The sequence below is a fragment of the Limimaricola litoreus genome, from assembly GCF_024159025.1.
Classification (GTDB): domain Bacteria; phylum Pseudomonadota; class Alphaproteobacteria; order Rhodobacterales; family Rhodobacteraceae; genus Limimaricola; species Limimaricola litoreus.
The window spans coordinates 1-17400 of the sequence record NZ_JAMYXC010000155.1 but is presented as its reverse complement, the minus strand read 5'-3'; the positions used below and the strand labels follow the sequence as shown (position 1 = coordinate 17400).

Annotated in this window: 19 protein-coding genes; 8 read left to right on the top strand and 11 right to left on the bottom strand. The window is 62.3% G+C overall.

Features of this window, described 5'->3' with window-relative positions; all coding sequences use genetic code 11:
• The first annotated feature begins 23 nt into the window (after nucleotides 1-23).
• Together NHG85_RS10310 and NHG85_RS10305 are read left to right on the top strand one after the other, a co-directional pair.
• Nucleotides 24-749 carry a helix-turn-helix transcriptional regulator gene (locus tag NHG85_RS10310; RefSeq protein WP_253332115.1) on the top strand — a complete coding sequence of 242 codons (726 nt, stop codon included), beginning with the start codon at nucleotides 24-26 and terminating at the stop codon, nucleotides 747-749.
• An 11-nt stretch (nucleotides 750-760) separates the two neighbouring features.
• Nucleotides 761-988 (top strand): hypothetical protein, encoded by a 228-nt coding sequence (locus NHG85_RS10305; RefSeq protein ID WP_253332113.1) that lies wholly within the window; start codon nucleotides 761-763, stop codon nucleotides 986-988.
• A gap of 609 nt (nucleotides 989-1597) precedes the next feature.
• Here NHG85_RS10305 and NHG85_RS10300 read toward each other — a convergent pair.
• From NHG85_RS10300 to NHG85_RS10285, 4 genes are all read right to left on the bottom strand, one after another.
• On the bottom strand, nucleotides 1598-1990 hold the full coding sequence (locus NHG85_RS10300) for a hypothetical protein (protein ID WP_253332111.1): 393 nt from the start codon (nucleotides 1988-1990) through the stop codon (nucleotides 1598-1600).
• Nucleotides 1991-2036: 46 nt separating this feature from the next.
• Nucleotides 2037-3488 (bottom strand): hypothetical protein, encoded by a 1452-nt coding sequence (locus NHG85_RS10295; protein ID WP_253332109.1) that lies wholly within the window; start codon nucleotides 3486-3488, stop codon nucleotides 2037-2039.
• Nucleotides 3485-5389: a site-specific integrase gene (locus NHG85_RS10290; protein WP_253332107.1), complete on the bottom strand. Its 1905-nt coding sequence runs from the start codon at nucleotides 5387-5389 to the stop codon at nucleotides 3485-3487. Before NHG85_RS10290 ends, NHG85_RS10295 begins: the two co-directional genes overlap by 4 nt.
• Before the next feature lie 155 nt (nucleotides 5390-5544).
• Entirely contained in the window at nucleotides 5545-6099 is a 555-nt protein-coding gene (locus tag NHG85_RS10285; RefSeq protein WP_253332105.1) for a hypothetical protein, read from the bottom strand.
• 195 nt (nucleotides 6100-6294) lie between these two features.
• Between NHG85_RS10285 and NHG85_RS10280 the strand changes: the two genes are divergently transcribed.
• Nucleotides 6295-6645, top strand: a complete 351-nt coding sequence (locus NHG85_RS10280) for a type III secretion system chaperone family protein (protein WP_253332103.1) — start codon at nucleotides 6295-6297, stop codon at nucleotides 6643-6645.
• Nucleotides 6646-7370: 725 nt separating this feature from the next.
• On the opposite strand, the gene NHG85_RS10275 is transcribed toward NHG85_RS10280, so the two are convergent.
• On the bottom strand, nucleotides 7371-7703 hold the full coding sequence (locus NHG85_RS10275; protein ID WP_253332101.1) for a hypothetical protein: 333 nt from the start codon (nucleotides 7701-7703) through the stop codon (nucleotides 7371-7373).
• Nucleotides 7703-7912, bottom strand: a complete 210-nt coding sequence (locus tag NHG85_RS10270) for a hypothetical protein (protein ID WP_253332099.1) — start codon at nucleotides 7910-7912, stop codon at nucleotides 7703-7705. Before NHG85_RS10270 ends, NHG85_RS10275 begins: the two co-directional genes overlap by 1 nt.
• Nucleotides 7913-7974: 62 nt before the next feature.
• On the opposite strand from NHG85_RS10270, the gene NHG85_RS10265 reads away from it, so the two are divergent.
• Entirely contained in the window at nucleotides 7975-8193 is a 219-nt protein-coding gene (locus NHG85_RS10265) for an AbrB/MazE/SpoVT family DNA-binding domain-containing protein (RefSeq protein WP_253332097.1), read from the top strand.
• Nucleotides 8194-8256: 63 nt separating this feature from the next.
• Nucleotides 8257-8586, top strand: a complete 330-nt coding sequence (locus NHG85_RS10260; RefSeq protein ID WP_253332095.1) for an HVO_A0114 family putative DNA-binding protein — start codon at nucleotides 8257-8259, stop codon at nucleotides 8584-8586.
• Here the strand turns inward: NHG85_RS10260 and NHG85_RS10255 are convergent.
• The 5 genes from NHG85_RS10255 to NHG85_RS10235 form a co-directional block, all read right to left on the bottom strand.
• The gene (locus tag NHG85_RS10255) at nucleotides 8563-8937 is read right to left on the bottom strand and encodes a hypothetical protein (protein ID WP_253332093.1); all 375 of its coding nucleotides are present in this window, start codon (nucleotides 8935-8937) and stop codon (nucleotides 8563-8565) included. The two genes, NHG85_RS10260 and NHG85_RS10255, sit on opposite strands and share 24 nt — an antisense overlap.
• Nucleotides 8934-9485, bottom strand: coding sequence for a hypothetical protein (locus NHG85_RS10250; protein WP_253332091.1), 552 nt, complete (start codon nucleotides 9483-9485; stop codon nucleotides 8934-8936). Before NHG85_RS10250 ends, NHG85_RS10255 begins: the two co-directional genes overlap by 4 nt.
• A 116-nt stretch (nucleotides 9486-9601) precedes the next feature.
• A complete protein-coding gene (locus NHG85_RS10245) occupies nucleotides 9602-10396 on the bottom strand; it encodes a hypothetical protein (RefSeq protein WP_253332089.1) in 795 nt (264 codons plus the stop codon).
• Nucleotides 10397-10572: 176 nt separating this feature from the next.
• Nucleotides 10573-12540 (bottom strand): hypothetical protein, encoded by a 1968-nt coding sequence (locus NHG85_RS10240; RefSeq protein ID WP_253332087.1) that lies wholly within the window; start codon nucleotides 12538-12540, stop codon nucleotides 10573-10575.
• Nucleotides 12541-12650: 110 nt separating this feature from the next.
• Nucleotides 12651-13073 carry a hypothetical protein gene (locus NHG85_RS10235; RefSeq protein ID WP_253332085.1) on the bottom strand — a complete coding sequence of 141 codons (423 nt, stop codon included), beginning with the start codon at nucleotides 13071-13073 and terminating at the stop codon, nucleotides 12651-12653.
• 774 nt (nucleotides 13074-13847) lie between these two features.
• Here NHG85_RS10235 and NHG85_RS10230 point away from each other — a divergent pair.
• The 3 genes from NHG85_RS10230 to NHG85_RS10220 all read left to right on the top strand — a co-directional run.
• Complete coding sequence (locus NHG85_RS10230; RefSeq protein ID WP_253332083.1) at nucleotides 13848-14102, top strand: hypothetical protein; 255 nt, start codon at nucleotides 13848-13850, stop codon at nucleotides 14100-14102.
• 14 nt (nucleotides 14103-14116) lie between these two features.
• Complete coding sequence (locus NHG85_RS10225) at nucleotides 14117-15838, top strand: restriction endonuclease subunit S (protein ID WP_253332081.1); 1722 nt, start codon at nucleotides 14117-14119, stop codon at nucleotides 15836-15838.
• Between the two features lie 110 nt (nucleotides 15839-15948).
• On the top strand, nucleotides 15949-17400 hold a 1452-nt coding region (locus NHG85_RS10220), incomplete at its 3' end, for a type I restriction-modification system subunit M (RefSeq protein ID WP_253332079.1).

Here is a 17400-nt window from a genome sequence, read left to right as displayed (position 1 = left end):
ACGCCATGATGGGAGATCATGCGATGAGTAAGCCATTGAAACAATGCACTGAAAGGAAACGAACCGTGCAAATCAATGGTGATAAACTTCGTCGTCTCCGCCAAGAGGCCGGGCTAACCCAGGCGCAGCTTGCTCGTAAGTCCGGCCTTGACGAGAAGACCATCTATAACGCCGAAAAGAGCCCTCGCGATAACGTCCGCCATGAAGTCCAGACGGTCCGCGATCTCGCGGAGGTCTTCGGGCTTGAGGCGGGGGATATCATGATGCCTGAGGCGGGGGGCGTGGACCCTCTCTATGCACATCAGGCAGCGGGTGGCAATGTCGTGTGCGCCCCGAAAACCACGCCGCTCAAGAGCCTTCAGGACACGAAGCAGGCACGCAAGGCGATGGCCGCCGACGACCGTGCCGAAACGTTGCGCAACAAGGCCAAGGCCCATGCAGACGACATGTGGAATCTCGGCCTGCATGATGGCCTGAACTGCAGTGTCGAGGCGATCGACTATGGCTTGCTGCAGAAGATCGAGGAGCGCACTCGGATTCACCGAGAAAACGCGGACCCCGAGAATGTCATCACGACGTTCGATCAGGTCAATGCGGCGGCAAACTCGCCCTTCCAGCTGAATTATCCCGGTAATTGGGAATATAAGCTCGGCTTCATCGAGGCTCTGCTGACGCTCAGGGACATCGGAGGCAGCGCTCCTGCTGCTCAGCCGGCAGCCGCGGCGCCCGCTCGCAAGTCTATGTTCTAAGGGGGGCAACCATGACCACACTGCCCGATCCCCGCATTGAAGCCTGCGCCAAGGCTCGCCTGATCGAGACCCGTGCCCAGGCTATCGCGGGCTTCGCACGTCAGCTCTCCGACATCCGTGACCCCACCAGCATCCAGCCGGAGGAATGGGTGAGCTACTCGCAGTCGCTCGAAGCGCTCCTCAAGGAGATCACGGACGATGTCGAGACTGTCATCAGCAAGGCGCAACACGCCATCTGAGACCACCAGCAGACAAGAACTCAAGTTGGACAGGCCGTTTGACCCGCCCAACTTTCTTATAGGTCCGAGATGCCCTCCTCGTCCTTGCCCTCGCGCCAAGTCGGCGCGGGGGTGGGATCACGCTAAAGATGTATCGGTAAAGGTCAGATCCAGAGGTTGAAGACCAGGACCGCGATCGCGAGGCCAAGCACGTAGATGACATGCCGACCGCGGGCTTAGCCGACGAGCCCGCCATTGGGCGTGATCATCACTTGCAAGTAGTCGTCAGCCGCGGCCGCGGCGGGAAAGGTGGCCATAGGGCAGTAGTCTCCATCGTTATTACGATAGGTCCGGTAGAGTGGCAGGATGCAGATTTTCAGACTGCGACTGCCGTGGTCCCAATCGCGCTTCACTGCGCCGGGGCCACGGTATGCGTCTCAGATTAGCGGAGATGTCCTCCCTGGCCGGGTAGCCTCGCTCGGTGATCTGCGCGACCGCGTTCCGCTTGACCTCGTCGCTGAACTTGCTGCTGCTCATCATAGCCTCCTTGCCTCAAAATTGGCGAAGAAGGCATCCACAAGACACGGGGCTATTCACTTGGCAGTGCATCAGCGCCGACGATGCCATGACCTATTGTAGCTTCGTCCATGTCAGCTTCCGCAAGCGGGCCAGTTTTTTCGAATACGCGACTACCTCAGCCTCGCTGTCCTTCATGTGCTTGACGACCTCTGTGGCTTCGTGCGCCGAGAACCCCTCGCGAAGCATCGCTTCGGCGATGTGCGCGCGCACGAAGCGAAACAGGACGGGCGGCCATTCGGCATACATTGCTCGACCTGCGAAGATCTCGTCTAACTCAGCCCTGTAGCCCCATCCGAGCGCCTTGCCCGAGCGCAACTGCGAAGCATCTATTGCCCAAGGCACATCGTGTTTGGGGTAGTGCCAGAGGCTGAACTGGCAGGTGCGGCTGCGCACGAATTGACGGCCAAGATCATCCTTGAACACGGTGACTTCGTTTTTGCTCACTTTGCTTTCTCTCCCTCGCTCATAAGGTGCAGCTTTGTAGCGGCGGTCACAACAGATCCGAGATGTCGTCGTCCTCGTGGTCCTCGTCCATCATGGCGATCATGGTGTCGTGGGCGAGATCGTAGCTCGCTTGGACAGCCCTCGCCGAGCGATACTTGGCCGAGATCCTGCCGGTGACATGGTGCGCAGCGGCCTGGGCGTAGCGGATCCCAAACTCGCCTTCGCTGGCCATCTCGTCATAGACGAGCGTGCGGGCGATATGACCGCCGGTATCGGTCACGATCTCCCACATGCGGGAATACCAAGCATAGACGGCTGGCGTGCCGTCGTATTGCACGTAGAGCGGCCGCTGCTCCGCGATCGCCTTCGCGCGCAGCTCTCCGATGTAGCTCGGATCCTGGTCCTGGAGGACCAAGGCGTCGAGGAACTTGTTCCACCACGGCAGCAGCGGGATGTTGAGCGGACGCCGGCTTTTGCCCCTGGTCTTTTCCGGCACGTAGCGGATGCGGTAGGCGCCGCGTCCCGGCTCGAAGGTGATCCCCTTCCCAAGGACATGGTGCTTCTCGACGTCGCCAGGTCGGGCCGGCACAGCCAGTCCGAGCGCGATCGCGACGGCACGGTTGCGCAAGGCGTGGCGCTTCGATGCGGCCTTCAAGGTCTTGGCCTTGGCCAGCATGTCTTCGGCCTCTCGCAGCAGGTCCGATGCGGTGCCGGCGTCGTGCAGCTTGGAGAACTTGAGGGCCTCCTGCTGCTCTTCCAGGCGCGTCAGCCTGTCGTAGGTCTCCGTGATCGTATCCCAGACCTGCTGCGGCATCCCGTGCGCCCGGGCAAAGCGCCGCAGCTCCTCCCACGCGCCGCGCAGGTAGGCCCAGCGGGGCGTGTCGATGCTGGCTGCAAAGCCTTTCTTCCTGTTCTGCTCGTTCTGGTGGTCGATCGAGCGCTTCCGCATATCCTGGTAGAAGGTCTGCAACGCCTCGATGCAGCCGAGATCGACCGGATAACCGGCCTGCCGGCAGGACCAGGCGAACATGCCGAGGCGGCTCTCCATGCGGACAATGGTGGAGAGTCCTTCGCGCCGCAGGCGCCGCAGGGTCTGCTGCCAGTCAGCGGGCAGATCCTCGACCGGCACCGAAACCCGGCGCTTGTAGTCCCTGTTGCAACCTTTCGTGATCCCCGCGAATTCGCGGCGGTGCCGCAGCGCCTCGGCTGCCTGGCGCGTGGGGATGAGAAACCGGGTGAGCCCGAGACGCTCGAGCGCCGCGGCCAGGTGCAGCAGATCGTCCGGCGACTGGTCGCGCAGCTCTGCGAAGGCCTGGATGTCCGCAGCCTGCACGGGCGGCAGCTTGCAGCCCGCGACCTGAGCCTGCGCCTGATCGGCGCGGAAACCCATCAGGGCCTCGAGGGCTCGGAGTTCGGCATCCGACATCGCGTCGATCGCCGGATGATCCCGCAGGGGCGCCATGTGCGCGGGGCGCAGGAGGATGTGGCGCGCGGTCATTGGTCAGCCTCCGCGCTCGCGATCATCTTCTGCTGGCCGTCGAGGAAGAGGCGCTGCTCGTCGATCCAGGCGTAATTGCGGCCGCAGACCGCCGGCGTGTTGCCGAGCATTGCCGCGGCGTGCGCGAGGTTGCCCCAGTCCTGCGCGAGCAGGAGCGAGGCGTAACCGTGCCTCCACAGATGGAAGGTCATGGTCATGTCCGCGTCGGAGGCCGCGCGCTGGAACCATGTGTCGAAGGTCTTGTGGTTGAGCGATTGGCCGGGCTTCGTGACCCCCGGGAACAGGTAGATGCTCGCCTCGGCATGCTCGAACAGCGGCCGGATCACGTCGAGATACCAGCGCAACACCTGGGGACCATGCAGCTTATCGTGCAGCTTGGTGAGAGTCTCCTGCTTGCCGGCCTTGGTTTCATGGGCGCCCAAAGTGAAGCCGTAATAGGGACGGTGCTTCGTTGGCGTGAAGAAGTTGCGTGTGCTGCCGTGGATGCGAAGCCCAAGGCAGTTAGCCTTGCGGATCGGTCGGCCGGCATACTCGATGGCGCAGGCCGCGGCGCAGACCCCAAGCTGGCGCAGTCGGGCGAACTGGGTGCCGGTGAGCTGGCTCGTGACGAACTCGCGGTAGGCCGCGCGTTGCTTGGCGTCGCTTCGGGGCATGGCGAGGGCCTCCGGCGGCAGCAGATCGTTGGCCTTGGCCTGCATGATCCGGTGCAAGTTCCGGAAGCGCCGCCGGGCCAGGGGATTCTGCACCAGGTTTTCGCACCATGCCTGGTTGGCTGCGGTCATGCCGTGGGCCAGCGCCTTGCCATCCACCATGAACTCGGAGTCCTTGATGCCCCAGCAGGTCTCGGCGTCGATCAGGCCGTTGCGGCTGAGCACGACCATGATCGCGGAGTAATAGTCGTAGGCGCTGACATGGATGATCGTGCCGGGCAGGTGTTCCACCGCCGCGGTGCGCCGGATGCTGGCGTAGAGGTGGTCGGCCTCGAACAGCGCGGCCGCGTCATTCACACCATCGAGGTTGGTGATCGGTCGGGGGTAGTCCAGGTCCGGTTCGGCGGGGCAGTCGGGCAGGGTGCGGACGTGATGGCGCAGCGCGGACAGCCAGCCGGACTTGGTGGTGTCTACCACCCCTTGGCTGTCCTTCTTCATCACCTTGTCTTCGCGCTTGGCAGCCGTCTCGACCATCCCGACCAGGAAGGCGTCGATGTGCTCGGGGATCGGTGCGTAGGCCCGCAGGATCGGGAACGTCACCACCGGCGCCTGCGGCAGCTCGGCCGCGAGCTCGGGGATGTAGGCGTGCTTGTTCAGGAAGTCCTGGCCATTCCGGGCATCCTGGCGATCGAGCGGCAGGCGGAAACCCTGTTCGAGCCGGCTGAGGACGTCCGGCTGGTCCAGATCCCGAGGCTCGACTCCGGCCCGGCGTGCGATGTCGGCGAGCTTGGTGAGCGGGGAGAGGGCCGCCGGATGGATGGAGCCGCCGTGCGTGGTGGTGTGCAGCTGCACGGCGGCGATGAGATCGGCCCAACCGTCCTTCCGGGCGCGGAGCGCCTTCACCTCGGCCTCGGCGCCGTTCGCCTTCTTGATGGAGCGCAGGAGGTCGGCGCGCCATTTCTGATAGACCCCGACCGACTGGCCCAGCTCGGGGCGCGGATGCACGCCCTTCACCACCTTGGGGAAATGCTCCTCGATCCAGGCCGGATCGGCCGGCATGGTCGAAAGCGGCGCGCCGGCGCAGTGCGAGACCAGGGTGCGCAGCGCTTGCAGCAGGTAGCCGACCGGATTGTCCTTGCGCGGCTCCTCAGGGTTGGGGGCCTGCGCGACGACCCAGTCCGCGACGTCCTGCATGGTGTCGATCCGGGCTGTCGTGGTGGTTTCGCTTGAGAGGGAGAAGTGCTGCGTCATCTGGTGGTCCTTGCTGCTCGTGATTTCCGTCTAAACCGCGTTTTGGGTGCCTATCCGGCCGATAAAGCGGATCTTTTGTTCATTTCCCTGAGCCGGAAACGAACGGGGGTTTCGCTTTTTTCCGGCTATTCCGCAGGCTTCCGCTGGCCCCTACGTCACCCCCCGAAAAGCGCTTTTTCGAGCGCCTCGCCGGGATCATCGGGCGCTTGCGTCTCGGCCGACTGCGCCGGGATCGTGGGGGTCGGATCGATGGGTTTGGGGAGATCCAGCAGCAGCTGATCATCGCGCCAAAGCCGGACGTCGAGCGGCCGGTAGTGCCGCAGCCGCGGGCCGAGTTGGATCACCGGGAAGGGCAGGGTGATGCGACCCTCGCGGATCTTCCTGGACAGCGTGTTCGGACGATACCCCATCGCGGTGGCCATCCGCGCGAAGTCCCAGAGCGGCTGTTTCAGATCCTCTTCGAGATCCGTGATCGCATGCAGGGCAGGTGAGGCATGCCGGGCTTTCAGGGCGTCCAGATGCTCGGCCAGCAGGTAGCCCTCGGTGCGATGCACCGCGCGCAGGACGCGTCGCCAGGGATATTTGCCGCCGATCGATTCAAGGCCGGTCCGCTTGACGATCTTCGTGATCGCGCTGCGCTCGACATTCAGGTGCTCGCACAGCTTCTCCTGGGTCCAGCTGGCCGGCTCTGTGGTCGAGGCATGTTGCATGGGCGGGGTCTCCTGTCGTGTCAGACAGGAGATGAGTCCCGGCGGCCGAGGCCGGAAAGAATTTGGTTGGATAGCCGGAAATCGGCAGCGCAAGCGGATGGCTCGCAAGGCTCGAGGTGATGGCCATCAAAGGGAATGTTTTTCGGATGGGCCGAACGTATCCATCTCGATCCCGGCCAAGAGCAAGGACGAGAGATGACCAAACTGGACAACGACGATTGCACAATCTTCCGAAGCGCCGACGCGGGCAGGCTGGTGATGGCTGCTACGTGCACCATCGAGACCCTGCATCAGCTCGGCCATGTCTCACACGCCGAGGCCATCGATCGCTCGATGGGAGATTTTCTGCGCGGTGGTCCTCTGGGGCCGCTCAAGACGCTGTATCACTGGCTGGAACTGATGAGTGATGCCTATGACCTGCTCTGGGACGGCGGAGAGAAGCGCATCGCGGACGAGACGTCCGAAGTCGCGGGTTTCTGCATCTGCAAGGTCATCCGTGCCTTGGAAGCAGGCGCTGTAACCGAAGCGGCCAATATCGTGGCCTAATCCTCTACTTCTGCCCAGGCACAAGACCTGAGGGAGCGCCTTGAACCTTGGTTACACGGAACGGGCATAGCGTAACCAAGGCGGCCCGCCGGGGTCGGCGATGAATACAAGTATTTGATTTATTTTCTAATTATAAGGGTCCTTGGCGAGGATTTTCTTGGTTACACCGAACGGGCATAGCGTAACCAAGAAGCCGGATTGCGCCGCTGGCGATTATGAGACCCCGCGGCAATGCGGAGGATCGATCAGTCGTAGTCTTGGTTACATGGAGCGGGCGTAGCGTAACCAAGATGCCCCATCGGGACCCACAGTGGCCGCAGCGTGGCCCGTGTTCCCGCGGGAACACGTGTTTCGGCGGGGCGCTCCTGGCTACGCGGAGCGAGCCAAGCGTAACCAAGGTGCCCCATCGGGACCCCAGCGGCCGCAGCGTGGCCCGTGTTCCCGCGGGAACACGTGTTTCGGCGGGGCGCTTCTGGCTACACGGAGCGAGCCAAGCGTAACCAAGGTGCCTCATCGGGACCCCCAGCGGCCGCAGCGTGGCCCGTGTTCCCGCGGGAACACGTGTTTCGGCGGGGCGCTCCTGGCTACACGGAGCGAGCCAAGCGTAACCAAGGTGCCCCACCGGGACCCACAGTGGCCGCAGCGTGGCCCGTGTTCCCGCGGGAACACGTGTTTCAGGTCTATTTCATCCCGGCGAAGCGTTGATGCGGAAATTCACCTGCACCTCACGCGTAGCCGCCGAGGGCCATCCGAGCGGCGTAGGACTTGACCGCTTCAGCCCGTCCCTCGCGCACCAGATCCGCGGCGGTCTTGCCTCCGAAAGAAGGGAGGGTCTGCGTCGAGAACCAGGCGAAGGCCTGGGGGAGCGATCCCGCCCATGACGAGACGGTTGCCAGGATCTCGACGAGATCCTGCAGCTCACGCTGCGATGGCGTGTCCGGGGAGGCCCGAGGCACGCCGAGAGCGAGGGCGAGGTCGGTTTCCGTCAGTTGCAGGGCATCGAGGAGCGCATCCAGCGCAACCGTGCCGTCAGGCCGGGTCAGGTCCTGCGCAGCCATCATGACTGCTGTTTCTCGTCATCGCGCCACCCGGGCTTCATGACTTTATCGAGCCTCTCGTAGGGTGCGTTCTCGATGAAGCGCTGCAAACGCTCGGGATCAACCTGCCGATCCCGGCCTGAGGTATTCCCGAGGTGCCGCATCCATGCGGACACGCCGATCGCCACGACAACCGAAGTGCTCGACAAAATGATCTCGAACGTTGTCATCGTAGGCTCCTGTCCGGGCAACGGTGCTATCATAGCATAGAGCTGGCGCAGGAGGCCTGGGGATGCCGATCATCGACAAATGGGGCACTACGCTCGCTGTCAGGATCCCGGAGGCTCTTGTCCGAAACCTGGGGCTTGGGGAAGGCGACCAGATCGCCCTGCGCGCCGAGGGCGACGGCATTGCGGTCTCTCGGAACGAGCTCCCCATGGGAGACAGCTTCCCAGCGGCCTTCCGAAACGCCCGCGGCACAGTCGATCCCGACATCGACTTGGAGTCCTAAGGCTTCTGGCCAAGGCGGCCCGCTACGACCGAGACGAAACGCATGATCGGCAAGCAGCCAGAGATGAAGACGCTGACACTTTCGGTCGCTTCCAGGGAGGAGGTCGCCGCCCGAGCCAACGCGGCAGCGGGTGGCGAGCCACAAGGAGCGTTCGTCAACTTTACCTCAGCCGAGTTCCTCTTGCGGATAGTTACGCCCCACCGCCTTAATCTGATCAGGGCCCTTATCGGACAGGGCACTCTGTCAGTCGGGGAACTCGCCACCCGGCTTGGCTTGGATGCGAGGGCCGTGGATGCCGAGATACAGGCTCTGGCGAACGCCGGTTTAGTCGAACTCGGCCCCCAGGGCGCGCAGTTCGACTACGACGAACTACACGTAGATTTCCGAGTCTGAACCACCAAGCAGGGCGCGCATCCGCTCTGCACCCCGCCATGGATTCCCAAGCCCTGTAGGAGCAGCGTCGTCACGTCGGATCGTGAGCGAGAGGGAGGACCGGCGTGGATCAGCGCCGTGGGACGCCACGGTATCCGCGACCCTGTCAGCGAGCCCCGGTGTGTTGGCGATGAGCGAGATGATCCGTTCGCACATCGCCTCATCCTCGAGGTGCGCGGGTGTAGCGACCACCAACACCTGCTCCTCGGTGATTGCCATCATCTCGTCCGAGAGCCACATCTCCGCAGTTTCCCGGGCGAACTCCCAGACGCTGCTGCGCATACCGATCTCGATTTCCAGGACATCGATCATGCCGCCACCCCTACGGCCGCGACGCGTGTATCAGGGTCGATGCCGGCCTCGAGGAGGTGCTCCGGGTCGGTGTCGTAGGTCAGGTCGCTCAGCAACTCCGCCACTTGCTTGATCCGCGCCTCGAGGACGGGGTTGGCGACGGTCGGCAGCGCAGCCAGGATCTCGTAGGCGTCATCGAGCCGGGCGCTGAGGTTATCGTAGGTCATCGCCGTGGCCGACACCTGCAGGTAGCGCACGTCTCGCTCGTAGGCCTGTATCTCGCGGTGGGTCAGATAGCCGGCCAGATAGGCGGTGCAATGTGCAATGTCGGGATCGACCGCCAGCAGGTCTCCCGCTGCCTCGAACACGTCCTCCCAGTGGCGCAGCGTCTCGATATGCACCACTGCGCTGCCACGCAGGAATTCAGACATCGCCAGCTGCACCGTGGCAGCCTGGTCGTCATGGCCGTGCTGGATCAGCGCCCTGATCGTTGCTCGAGCGGCGTCGGCCAGGCGACCGGCGTCAGCGGCGCGTAGGACGGTGCGGGCAGTCTCGCTTAATTTCGTCATTCTCTTGGTTCCTCATTACTGAGAACCAAGTCGGTTTGAGTCTCCAGAACCCAAATCCGATATTTTTATGATAGCTTATAAACTATCATATTCTGCGTCCTTCATGCGGGCCGGTATTAGCGAGGCAAAAGCGCGGTCAGCACGCGCTCGTCGTCTGACCCGCTGCACTGCACAGCTATATCGCCTACCGTGCGATACTCGACCGCGTATTTCGAGCGTCGCGGGCGCGGCGCATAGGCCTGCACATGCACATCGGCAGGCGCGCCAACCACCAGGACTGTCGCCACGCGCACCTGGCGCCGGTATCCGGCGGCATCGAGCACACTGAGGCGATGCGCAGCGCCGGAGCGCTGCCGAAATATCAGGCCCTCCGGGCCAACCGCACGTCCATGCGCGTCGTGATGCAGCCGGTGAATGACGCCGTCGATCTCGATCGTGGTCGTCGGATCGCTGCCACCGATCATCTCGAGCAGCTGCTCGATCGTGAGAGGCCCGCCGCGATAGGCGTCGGTCTCTGTATGCACGACCTCGGTGACGGGATGGCGCATGACGTCGTCATCCTGGCACAGGGGCACACGGTGGCCAGGCGCATCGGGATCATAGCGCATGATCGGGCTGACGGCCCGGGATCCCCTGCCGCGGCTTTGCAGCTGACCATCCTCGAGGATACCGGTGACCTCGGCGTAATACTGCCGTGCCGCCACCATGGCGCGCATGTCTGGGATCTCGGAGTTGCGTGCGAGTATGACCCGACGACGGCATGGCAGCTCCTCGCCATAGCGTTCGCGCGGCGGGCTGAGCCCATAGACCTCTGCACCCGCATTCGCGAATTCCGCAGCCCAAGCGTGCTCTGCTTGGACCATCACCCGATACGCGTAATCCGCTTCCTTGTTCAAAGCCACAATCTTCATTTATAATAGCTAATAAACTATCATCTAAGATGTATGTTGCAGGGTCAAGAGTTGTCGTGAAGGCTTCAATCCTTCATCGTCTCTTTTGAACGATAGCTAATAAACTATCATATATGCTAAGGTAGCCCTGGCCATGCCAAGGCTGCGGTCGTGAAGACCGTATCGATTGCGTCCCCCTATGCCTGACAGGCCCGAAGGTCGCGGAGATACCGCGCCGCAAGACGGCGGTGGCGTTGGGGGATGGTCAGTATTGGTGCCGCGGCCAACAGATCCTCCAGGGTCTCGAACTTGGTGCCGCCCTTGGCGGCGGCCGTCTCCATTTTGACCTGGTCCTGAACCGCGGCCGTCCAGACCTTGCGGACGAGCGAGAGAGCTTCGCGACAGGTGGATTTCGCGCGCCCATGGGCAGCGGTCACAGCATCCATCTCGCGCATAATGGCCTCTGGAGGCTCGATCTTGCCGTGCTTGCGCCCATCCCGCAGCGGGCCGATCGGCGCAGCGTAGATCAGCGGCGCCAGCTTCGGGTTGCCCAGTAGGCCATCGAGATTGCGCAGCTGGATCGCGAACTTGGCTCGTGTGCGGTGATCCATCTGTGCAGCCGTGGCGGTGGCCCAGGCCGGGGTGAGATCAGCAGGACCCAAGCCATCATTGGTCGCGGGCGTGGCGACCCGGCACAGCTCGCGGGTCGTGAGCCCTTGGGCCTGGAGAGCGGTGCGCAGGGTCTGCCAAGCCATGTCCGCGGGATCCACGGCGCGTCCCGTGTAGCGCGTCTGCGCAGCCGCGCAGTAGATCTCACGCAGGGCCGCATGGATCTCGGCGTGCTGCTCAGCCGACAAATCCTGCCGTGCCAACCACTCAGGGGTGATGTCGATCGGCCGCAATTTGGCGTCCTCGGCGCGCTGCCGGATCGGCGCCAGTGCGGCCTGCCCACGCCGGAGATTAGCCCAGGCGCGGATTGGAGCGCGGAAGGGATCGACCTGACTGGCGGTATGCCGGACCAGGATTGTCCGCGCTGTCGAGCGATAGGTCCGCCACGTCGCGGGTGTGACCCCATCCGGCACTGTGCCCCAGAGATCCCGCCATGTCGCGAGATCGATGAGTTCGTCCGGGCTTGCCGACATGATGGCGCCGCCGCGCTCGCACAACAGCCGCCAAAGGGCCTGCATAGCCGCTCGATCCGCCTTGCTCGCGATCATGGCCTCGTAGCTCGCCGGGAGGTGCTCGGGGATCGGTCTGGTGGCATGCGGTAGCAATGCTGCCCGAGCCTTAGTCGTGTATTGGTGCCAGGTCGTCCCTGCGTAGCCTGTGACAGATAGCGGTATCGACTTGATGATCGCCCAGATGGACGGACGCAGAAGGTCGTCCGCGGAGGGGTCGTCTTTCGGATCAAACCACTCCGACGCGCACATGGCGCGCCAAACCTGCGGCAGGCCGTCTCCATCTGGATTTGCCAGAGCCGCCTGGTAGCGCGCCAACGTGGGCGGCAAATCGACGTAGGTGCGTCCTTGCACGTTATAGCGCGGCGGCGCACCGATCGGCTCAGGCGGCAGCAGCCCGCTCGCGGCGATCGCCGGGATGTCGTGCAGCTCGTCAAACAGCACCACTGCGCGACGCAGGCGCATGCGGCGGCTGGCAGCGAGCTTGGCATTGGGGATGCCCCGCCGCGCCTCGCGCTCTTTTCGACGCTGGAGCTGCTCCTCGGTGAGCAGGCCTTGCTCGGCATCAAGACCCCACACCCAGTCCGCACGGATGTCTGACGGCGCCAATCCGGCTTCGACAGCCGGGGTTTTGAGGCCACCCCAGTGATACTCGATGTCGTGTCTGCCCGCTTCGCGGATCATCATGCGCAGCGCCTCCCACGGATCGTCGCTATGCCCCAGCATTGCGAGCAGGCGCAGGATGGCGGTGCGGCTCCACCCGTAGGGGCCTGCACCTGGCATCAGGTCGCAGAGGTCGGGAGGAAGATCCTCGAACCGAGACGGGAAGCGGTCACCGAAGGTGGCAATCTCTACCTGATCCGGTCCGCCAGCGGCACGTCCGAACATGTAGATGCCGGCACGTATCTGGATCCAGTTGGAGATGAGGGGCTGGTCGGCCGCGGCGGCGGTGTCGCCAAGGGTGATGAGGTCAGCAAGAGTAATCATGCTGAGGATATTGGCATTTCCCTGCAATCCGAAGGCTGGTTTGATACAAGGGGAAATCGATTGATGCAGGCCGCGACGCGTTTTAGGCGCAGCGGCCTGTTTTCGAATGCTCAGCTTCGAAGCTTTTCGGCAATCCGTTTGGAGCGGCGGTGGTTCTGCACCTCCGCAAGGGAATGTGCGAGAGCATTCAGCCGGGCGCGAAGGATCACGAGATCTTGGCCCTGCGCTGTCAGATGCTCCTGATGGCCGTCAGACATGTCGCACTCGTCATAGTGGAAGTGTGAGATGGTGGCGGCTTGGATGGAAGCCTCGAGGCTTGCCGAGAGCGATCGAATGGCCGGAATGTGCTCGGGCTCGAAGATGTTGCCGGCTTCTATTTCCCGATGAAGATCGAACGTTTGCCTGTGATCAGCCTCTGCGAGTGCGCCGGTTGTAGCAGCGCCTTGAAGCGCAGCGGCAACGGCATCGGCTGCACTCAGCGCAGTGAATACCGCGCGCTGAAGCGGGTCTTGAATTCTGCCCGGATCAGTCATGATGGCGCTCCTTGTTATGGAAGGCAGACGTGTCCCGGTCTGCTGGTCGAGACTGCTCGAAGGCATGCCATAGATCAGTCGCCAGGCAGCTGATCTTCTCGAGGCAGGGAGATGCTGGGTCCAGAGTGTCGAGGCGAGACCGAGGGTCGGCATCAACATGCTGGAGGGTGAGCAACTCATGCAGTGCTGTGATCTCCCGGCATAGCCGCCCGGTGATCGGGCGGGGGCCTTGGAGACCCTTGAGGATGGCTTGTGCTCGTTGGAGCCATGAATGCCCCCCGAGCAGATACGCTGCATGCTGTAGAGCCGCAGCCTCCTCTTGAGCGAAGTGGTGAAAGCTCGTTGGTTCTGTCGGGATATCGATCACGATGTCCTCCCAGTGGGTGCCGTTGGCGGGATGCCGCAGGTGACAAGAGGGAGATGCCTCCTTTCGAACTTGGGGTTTGAGTAGGGCCAAGATCTTCTTGGGATCCTGGTAGTGGCGGGAGCCTGTCCGCTTTCTCGACGCTCTCATCCGTGGGATGCGACGAGAAAGCGGACAGGTTTCGGTCCGCACAAGGTATGTCCAGTGATGGGCTAATCAGCTCAGCGCTCTGCAGCAGACGTAGCTGCAGTCTCGGCTTCTACGCCTAATGCCATGTCGCTCCCTAACTCACCTGAGTAGCGGACGACCGCATATTTAATGGCAGAAACCATAATAAGGGGTTGAAAGTATATTATGATCGTGTATGTATACCTCAACAGGAAGGGGATCACATGCGAACAACGACACACATGGACGCCCGTATGAACCAACGGGGTATCAACAAGGAACTCATCAATCTGGCGCTGGAATACGGCGAGCCCAAGGGAGACAAGACGGTCTTGGGGCGCAAGGAGTGCCATGAGGCCATGCAACAGCTGCGCCGCGATTTGAAGGTCCTCGAGCGGGCAATGAGCAAAGGCGGAGTCACCGTTGTCTCCGACGGAGAGGTTCTCATCACCACCTACCGCACCGAAAGCTTTTCGTCGTCGGCTGCAAGAAAATAAAGGGCTTATAAAAAATGAAAGACCTATCGAGGGAAATTTGGAAAGCGCTTGAGAGCCTCAGAGGCAGCGTCACTGCTGACCAAGCCATCGAGGTTCTCCTCTACGACGCAGCCCTACACATGGGCATGCCCGAGAGCGAGTCCGACCGCACCCACCGGGAGTGGATATCTCTAAAGGACGCAGATGCCTATGCCGAGCTTGCAGATAGCCGTGCAGCTCTCCTCTTCGCATCTCCGAGTGAGCGGCTTGCAGCCATCGATGACTTACTTTCCCGACAGGCACGCGCAGACCGCGGCGTGGTCTGGATCTCACATCTACCTGCGAAACGCATCGCTGAGCTCGCTGGCGATGCCGATAAAGTTCGATGCGCCTTCGATGCGGCGCTTCACCCCGCCCTCCTTCTGAGCCAGCAGGGAAAGTCCGTCCGCTTTATCTCGGCCGACTACGCGGCCAGTCAACTCGCGATCATGATCTCGACCATCATCGAGGCCCAGCTCGATGTCGTCACAGCCAATCCGTTTAGCCGAACCGACGAGGGCCAGTTTGATGCGGAGATCATCATGTCCCCCTTCGGCCTGAGGATCTCTTCCGGCGCGGACATCCCGAAATCTACCCTGTCCGTCCTCGGCGAGAACGAGAGGTCTCGCCGCCTAAGCAGCGACCCTGTGGCCGTAGCTGACGGGCTCCAGTCGCCCTGCCCTCGCGTCGTGGTCTCGGTCTATGATGCAATGATGTTCCGTGGGGTCGGCGTAGAGCCGATCGCAAGGGAAGCCTTGGTGGAGTCCGGACGCCTCCAAGCCGTTCTGTCGGTGCCGAGCGGCATGGTGTTTCCACACACCGGAATTGCGACCAGCCTTCTCGTGCTTGGATCAGAAGGGACAGGTCCTCTCAACGTTCGCTTCGTCAATCTCTCCGATGATCGCTTCGCCGGGAAGACCGTGCGTGGTCGCCGTGAGGTCAAACCTGCGAGCTCCTGGCTCGAAGCGCTACATGCCAACCTCTCCGATGAGCAGCGTTTTGCGGCAGACGTTCCGGTCTCGGCCATCCGAGAGAAAGACTACACCCTTAGCCTGGAGCGATATTTGCTGCCGCCCGCCGTGATTGCCGTTGAGGCGTTCCTGTCCAGCCGGAGAGCCCGTCATCTGGAGGATGTTGTAGAGCTGATCCGCCCCCTATCCATGGGCAAGGAAGAAGACGGTGAATTCATGATCCGAGAGGCCGTTCCTGGAGACATCGGCGACAGCGACTTTCTGGAGGAACCCAAGAAGGAGACCCTTATCGAGCGAGCCCAGCTCCGGAAGGCCCGAAACCAACGGCTGGCGCCGGGCGACCTGCTCCTCTCGGTTAAGGGCACTATCGGATCCGTGGCGCTGGTGCCTGCGGAGGCAGCTGTGGATGGAGAAAGCGGCTTCTGGACCGCCGGACAGTCGTTCATGATCCTGCGCCCCAAGAAGAGCGAGATCTCCAGCGTAGCCCTCTACGAATACCTCTCCAGTGGATCGGTCAAGGAAGCCCTGCGATCCCTCGCCTATGGGGCCGGCATCCCAACCATCTCGATCAAGGACCTCAAGGAGTTCCGTATTCCCGTTCCCTCTGCTGAGGAAGAGGACGAGGTTGTGGCCGCATTCCAGGACCGGCAGGACCGCCTGGCCGAGGTTCGCACCATCCTCGAGAGCATTGAACATGCCCGGGATGCTTCGTGGCCTCACCGGGAACTTCAAAGGGCGCGAGCATGAGCGCACCGCACCACGAAAACGGTCCTTGGAAGCCTGCTTCGGCCATAGAGACACGGACCAATACTCAGAGCAGCCCCGTGGGCTCACGATCCAGCACCTTCAAGGACACCATGACCAACCAGAAAACAACGAACCTCAGCGCCTTCATCTGGTCGATTGCAGAGCTCCTCAGGGGGGACGCGAAACCCTCCGAATACGCGAAGATTATCCTCCCATTCGTTGTCCTACGACGGCTGGATTGCGTGCTCGCTCCTACCAAGGACGCAGTCATTGAAGCGGCCAATAACCTGTCCGAAAATCTCGACGACGAGATGCGGGACAGGATGCTCACCAGCATCGTCGGGCCCCGAGCCAAGATCTACAATCGCAGCCGCTTCACCTTCGAAGCCCTGCGCGGCCAGGACGCCGGGCAGCTTCGTGAGAACCTGATGGATTACATCACGAAGTTCTCGTCCAATGCCCGGGATATCTTCATCGACAAGTTCGGCTTTCCGGCTCAACTGAAAGCCCTCGACGAGGCCGGCATCCTCTACCTCGTGTTTGAGCGCTTCTGTCAGATCGACCTGCATCCGGACACCATCTCGAACATCGAGATGGGGCAGCTCTTCGAGGACCTGATCCGCCGGTTCAACGAGAACTCCGCGGCCGACAACGGTGACTATTTCACGCCGCGCGAGGTCATCCGGCTGATGGTCGAGCTGTTGCTGGCCTACGACCATGATGCTCTGTCCGGATCGGGTGTGATCCGCACGATCTACGACCCCACGATCGGCACGGGCGGCATGGCATCGATCGGGGAAGAAGAGATGCGCGCGCTCAACGACAAGATCCGCGTGAACATCTTCGGTCAGGAGATGATCAAGGAGAGCTATGCGATCTGCAAATCCGACATGCTGATCACGGGCCACGATCCCGAGAACATCGCCTTCGGAAACACACTCACCGATGACGCCTTCCCGACCCACAAGTTCCACTACATGCTGTCCAATCCGCCCTATGGCGTCGACTGGAAGAAGTCCAAGGACAAGGTCACCGAAGAGCACGAAACCCAAGGGATGGCCGGCCGGTTCGGTGCGGGCCTGCCCCGCATCTCCGACGGTCAGCTTCTGTTCGTCCAGCACATGGTGTCCAAGATGCGCCCCGACGCGCAGGGATCGCGCATCGGCATTGTCATGAACGGCTCACCACTGTTCTCCGGCGGCGCAGGTTCCGGCGAAAGCGAGATCCGCCGATGGCTCCTGGAGAATGACCTGATCGAGGCGATCATCGCTCTGCCCACTGACATCTTCTATAACACAGGCATACAGACCTACATCTGGCTCCTTTCGAACAAAAAGATCGAAGACCGTCGGGGCAAGGTCCAACTGATCGACGCAAATCGCGAACGTTTCTGGGTGCCGACGCGCAAGAACTTGGGAGCTAAGCGGCGAGAGATACCCGACGAGGCACGCCATGAGGTGGTGTCAATCTACCACGACATGCTGAACGGCGGATCGGAGCATTCCGAAGTTTCGAAGATCTTCGACACCACCGCCTTCGGCTTCCGCGAGATCCGTGTGGAA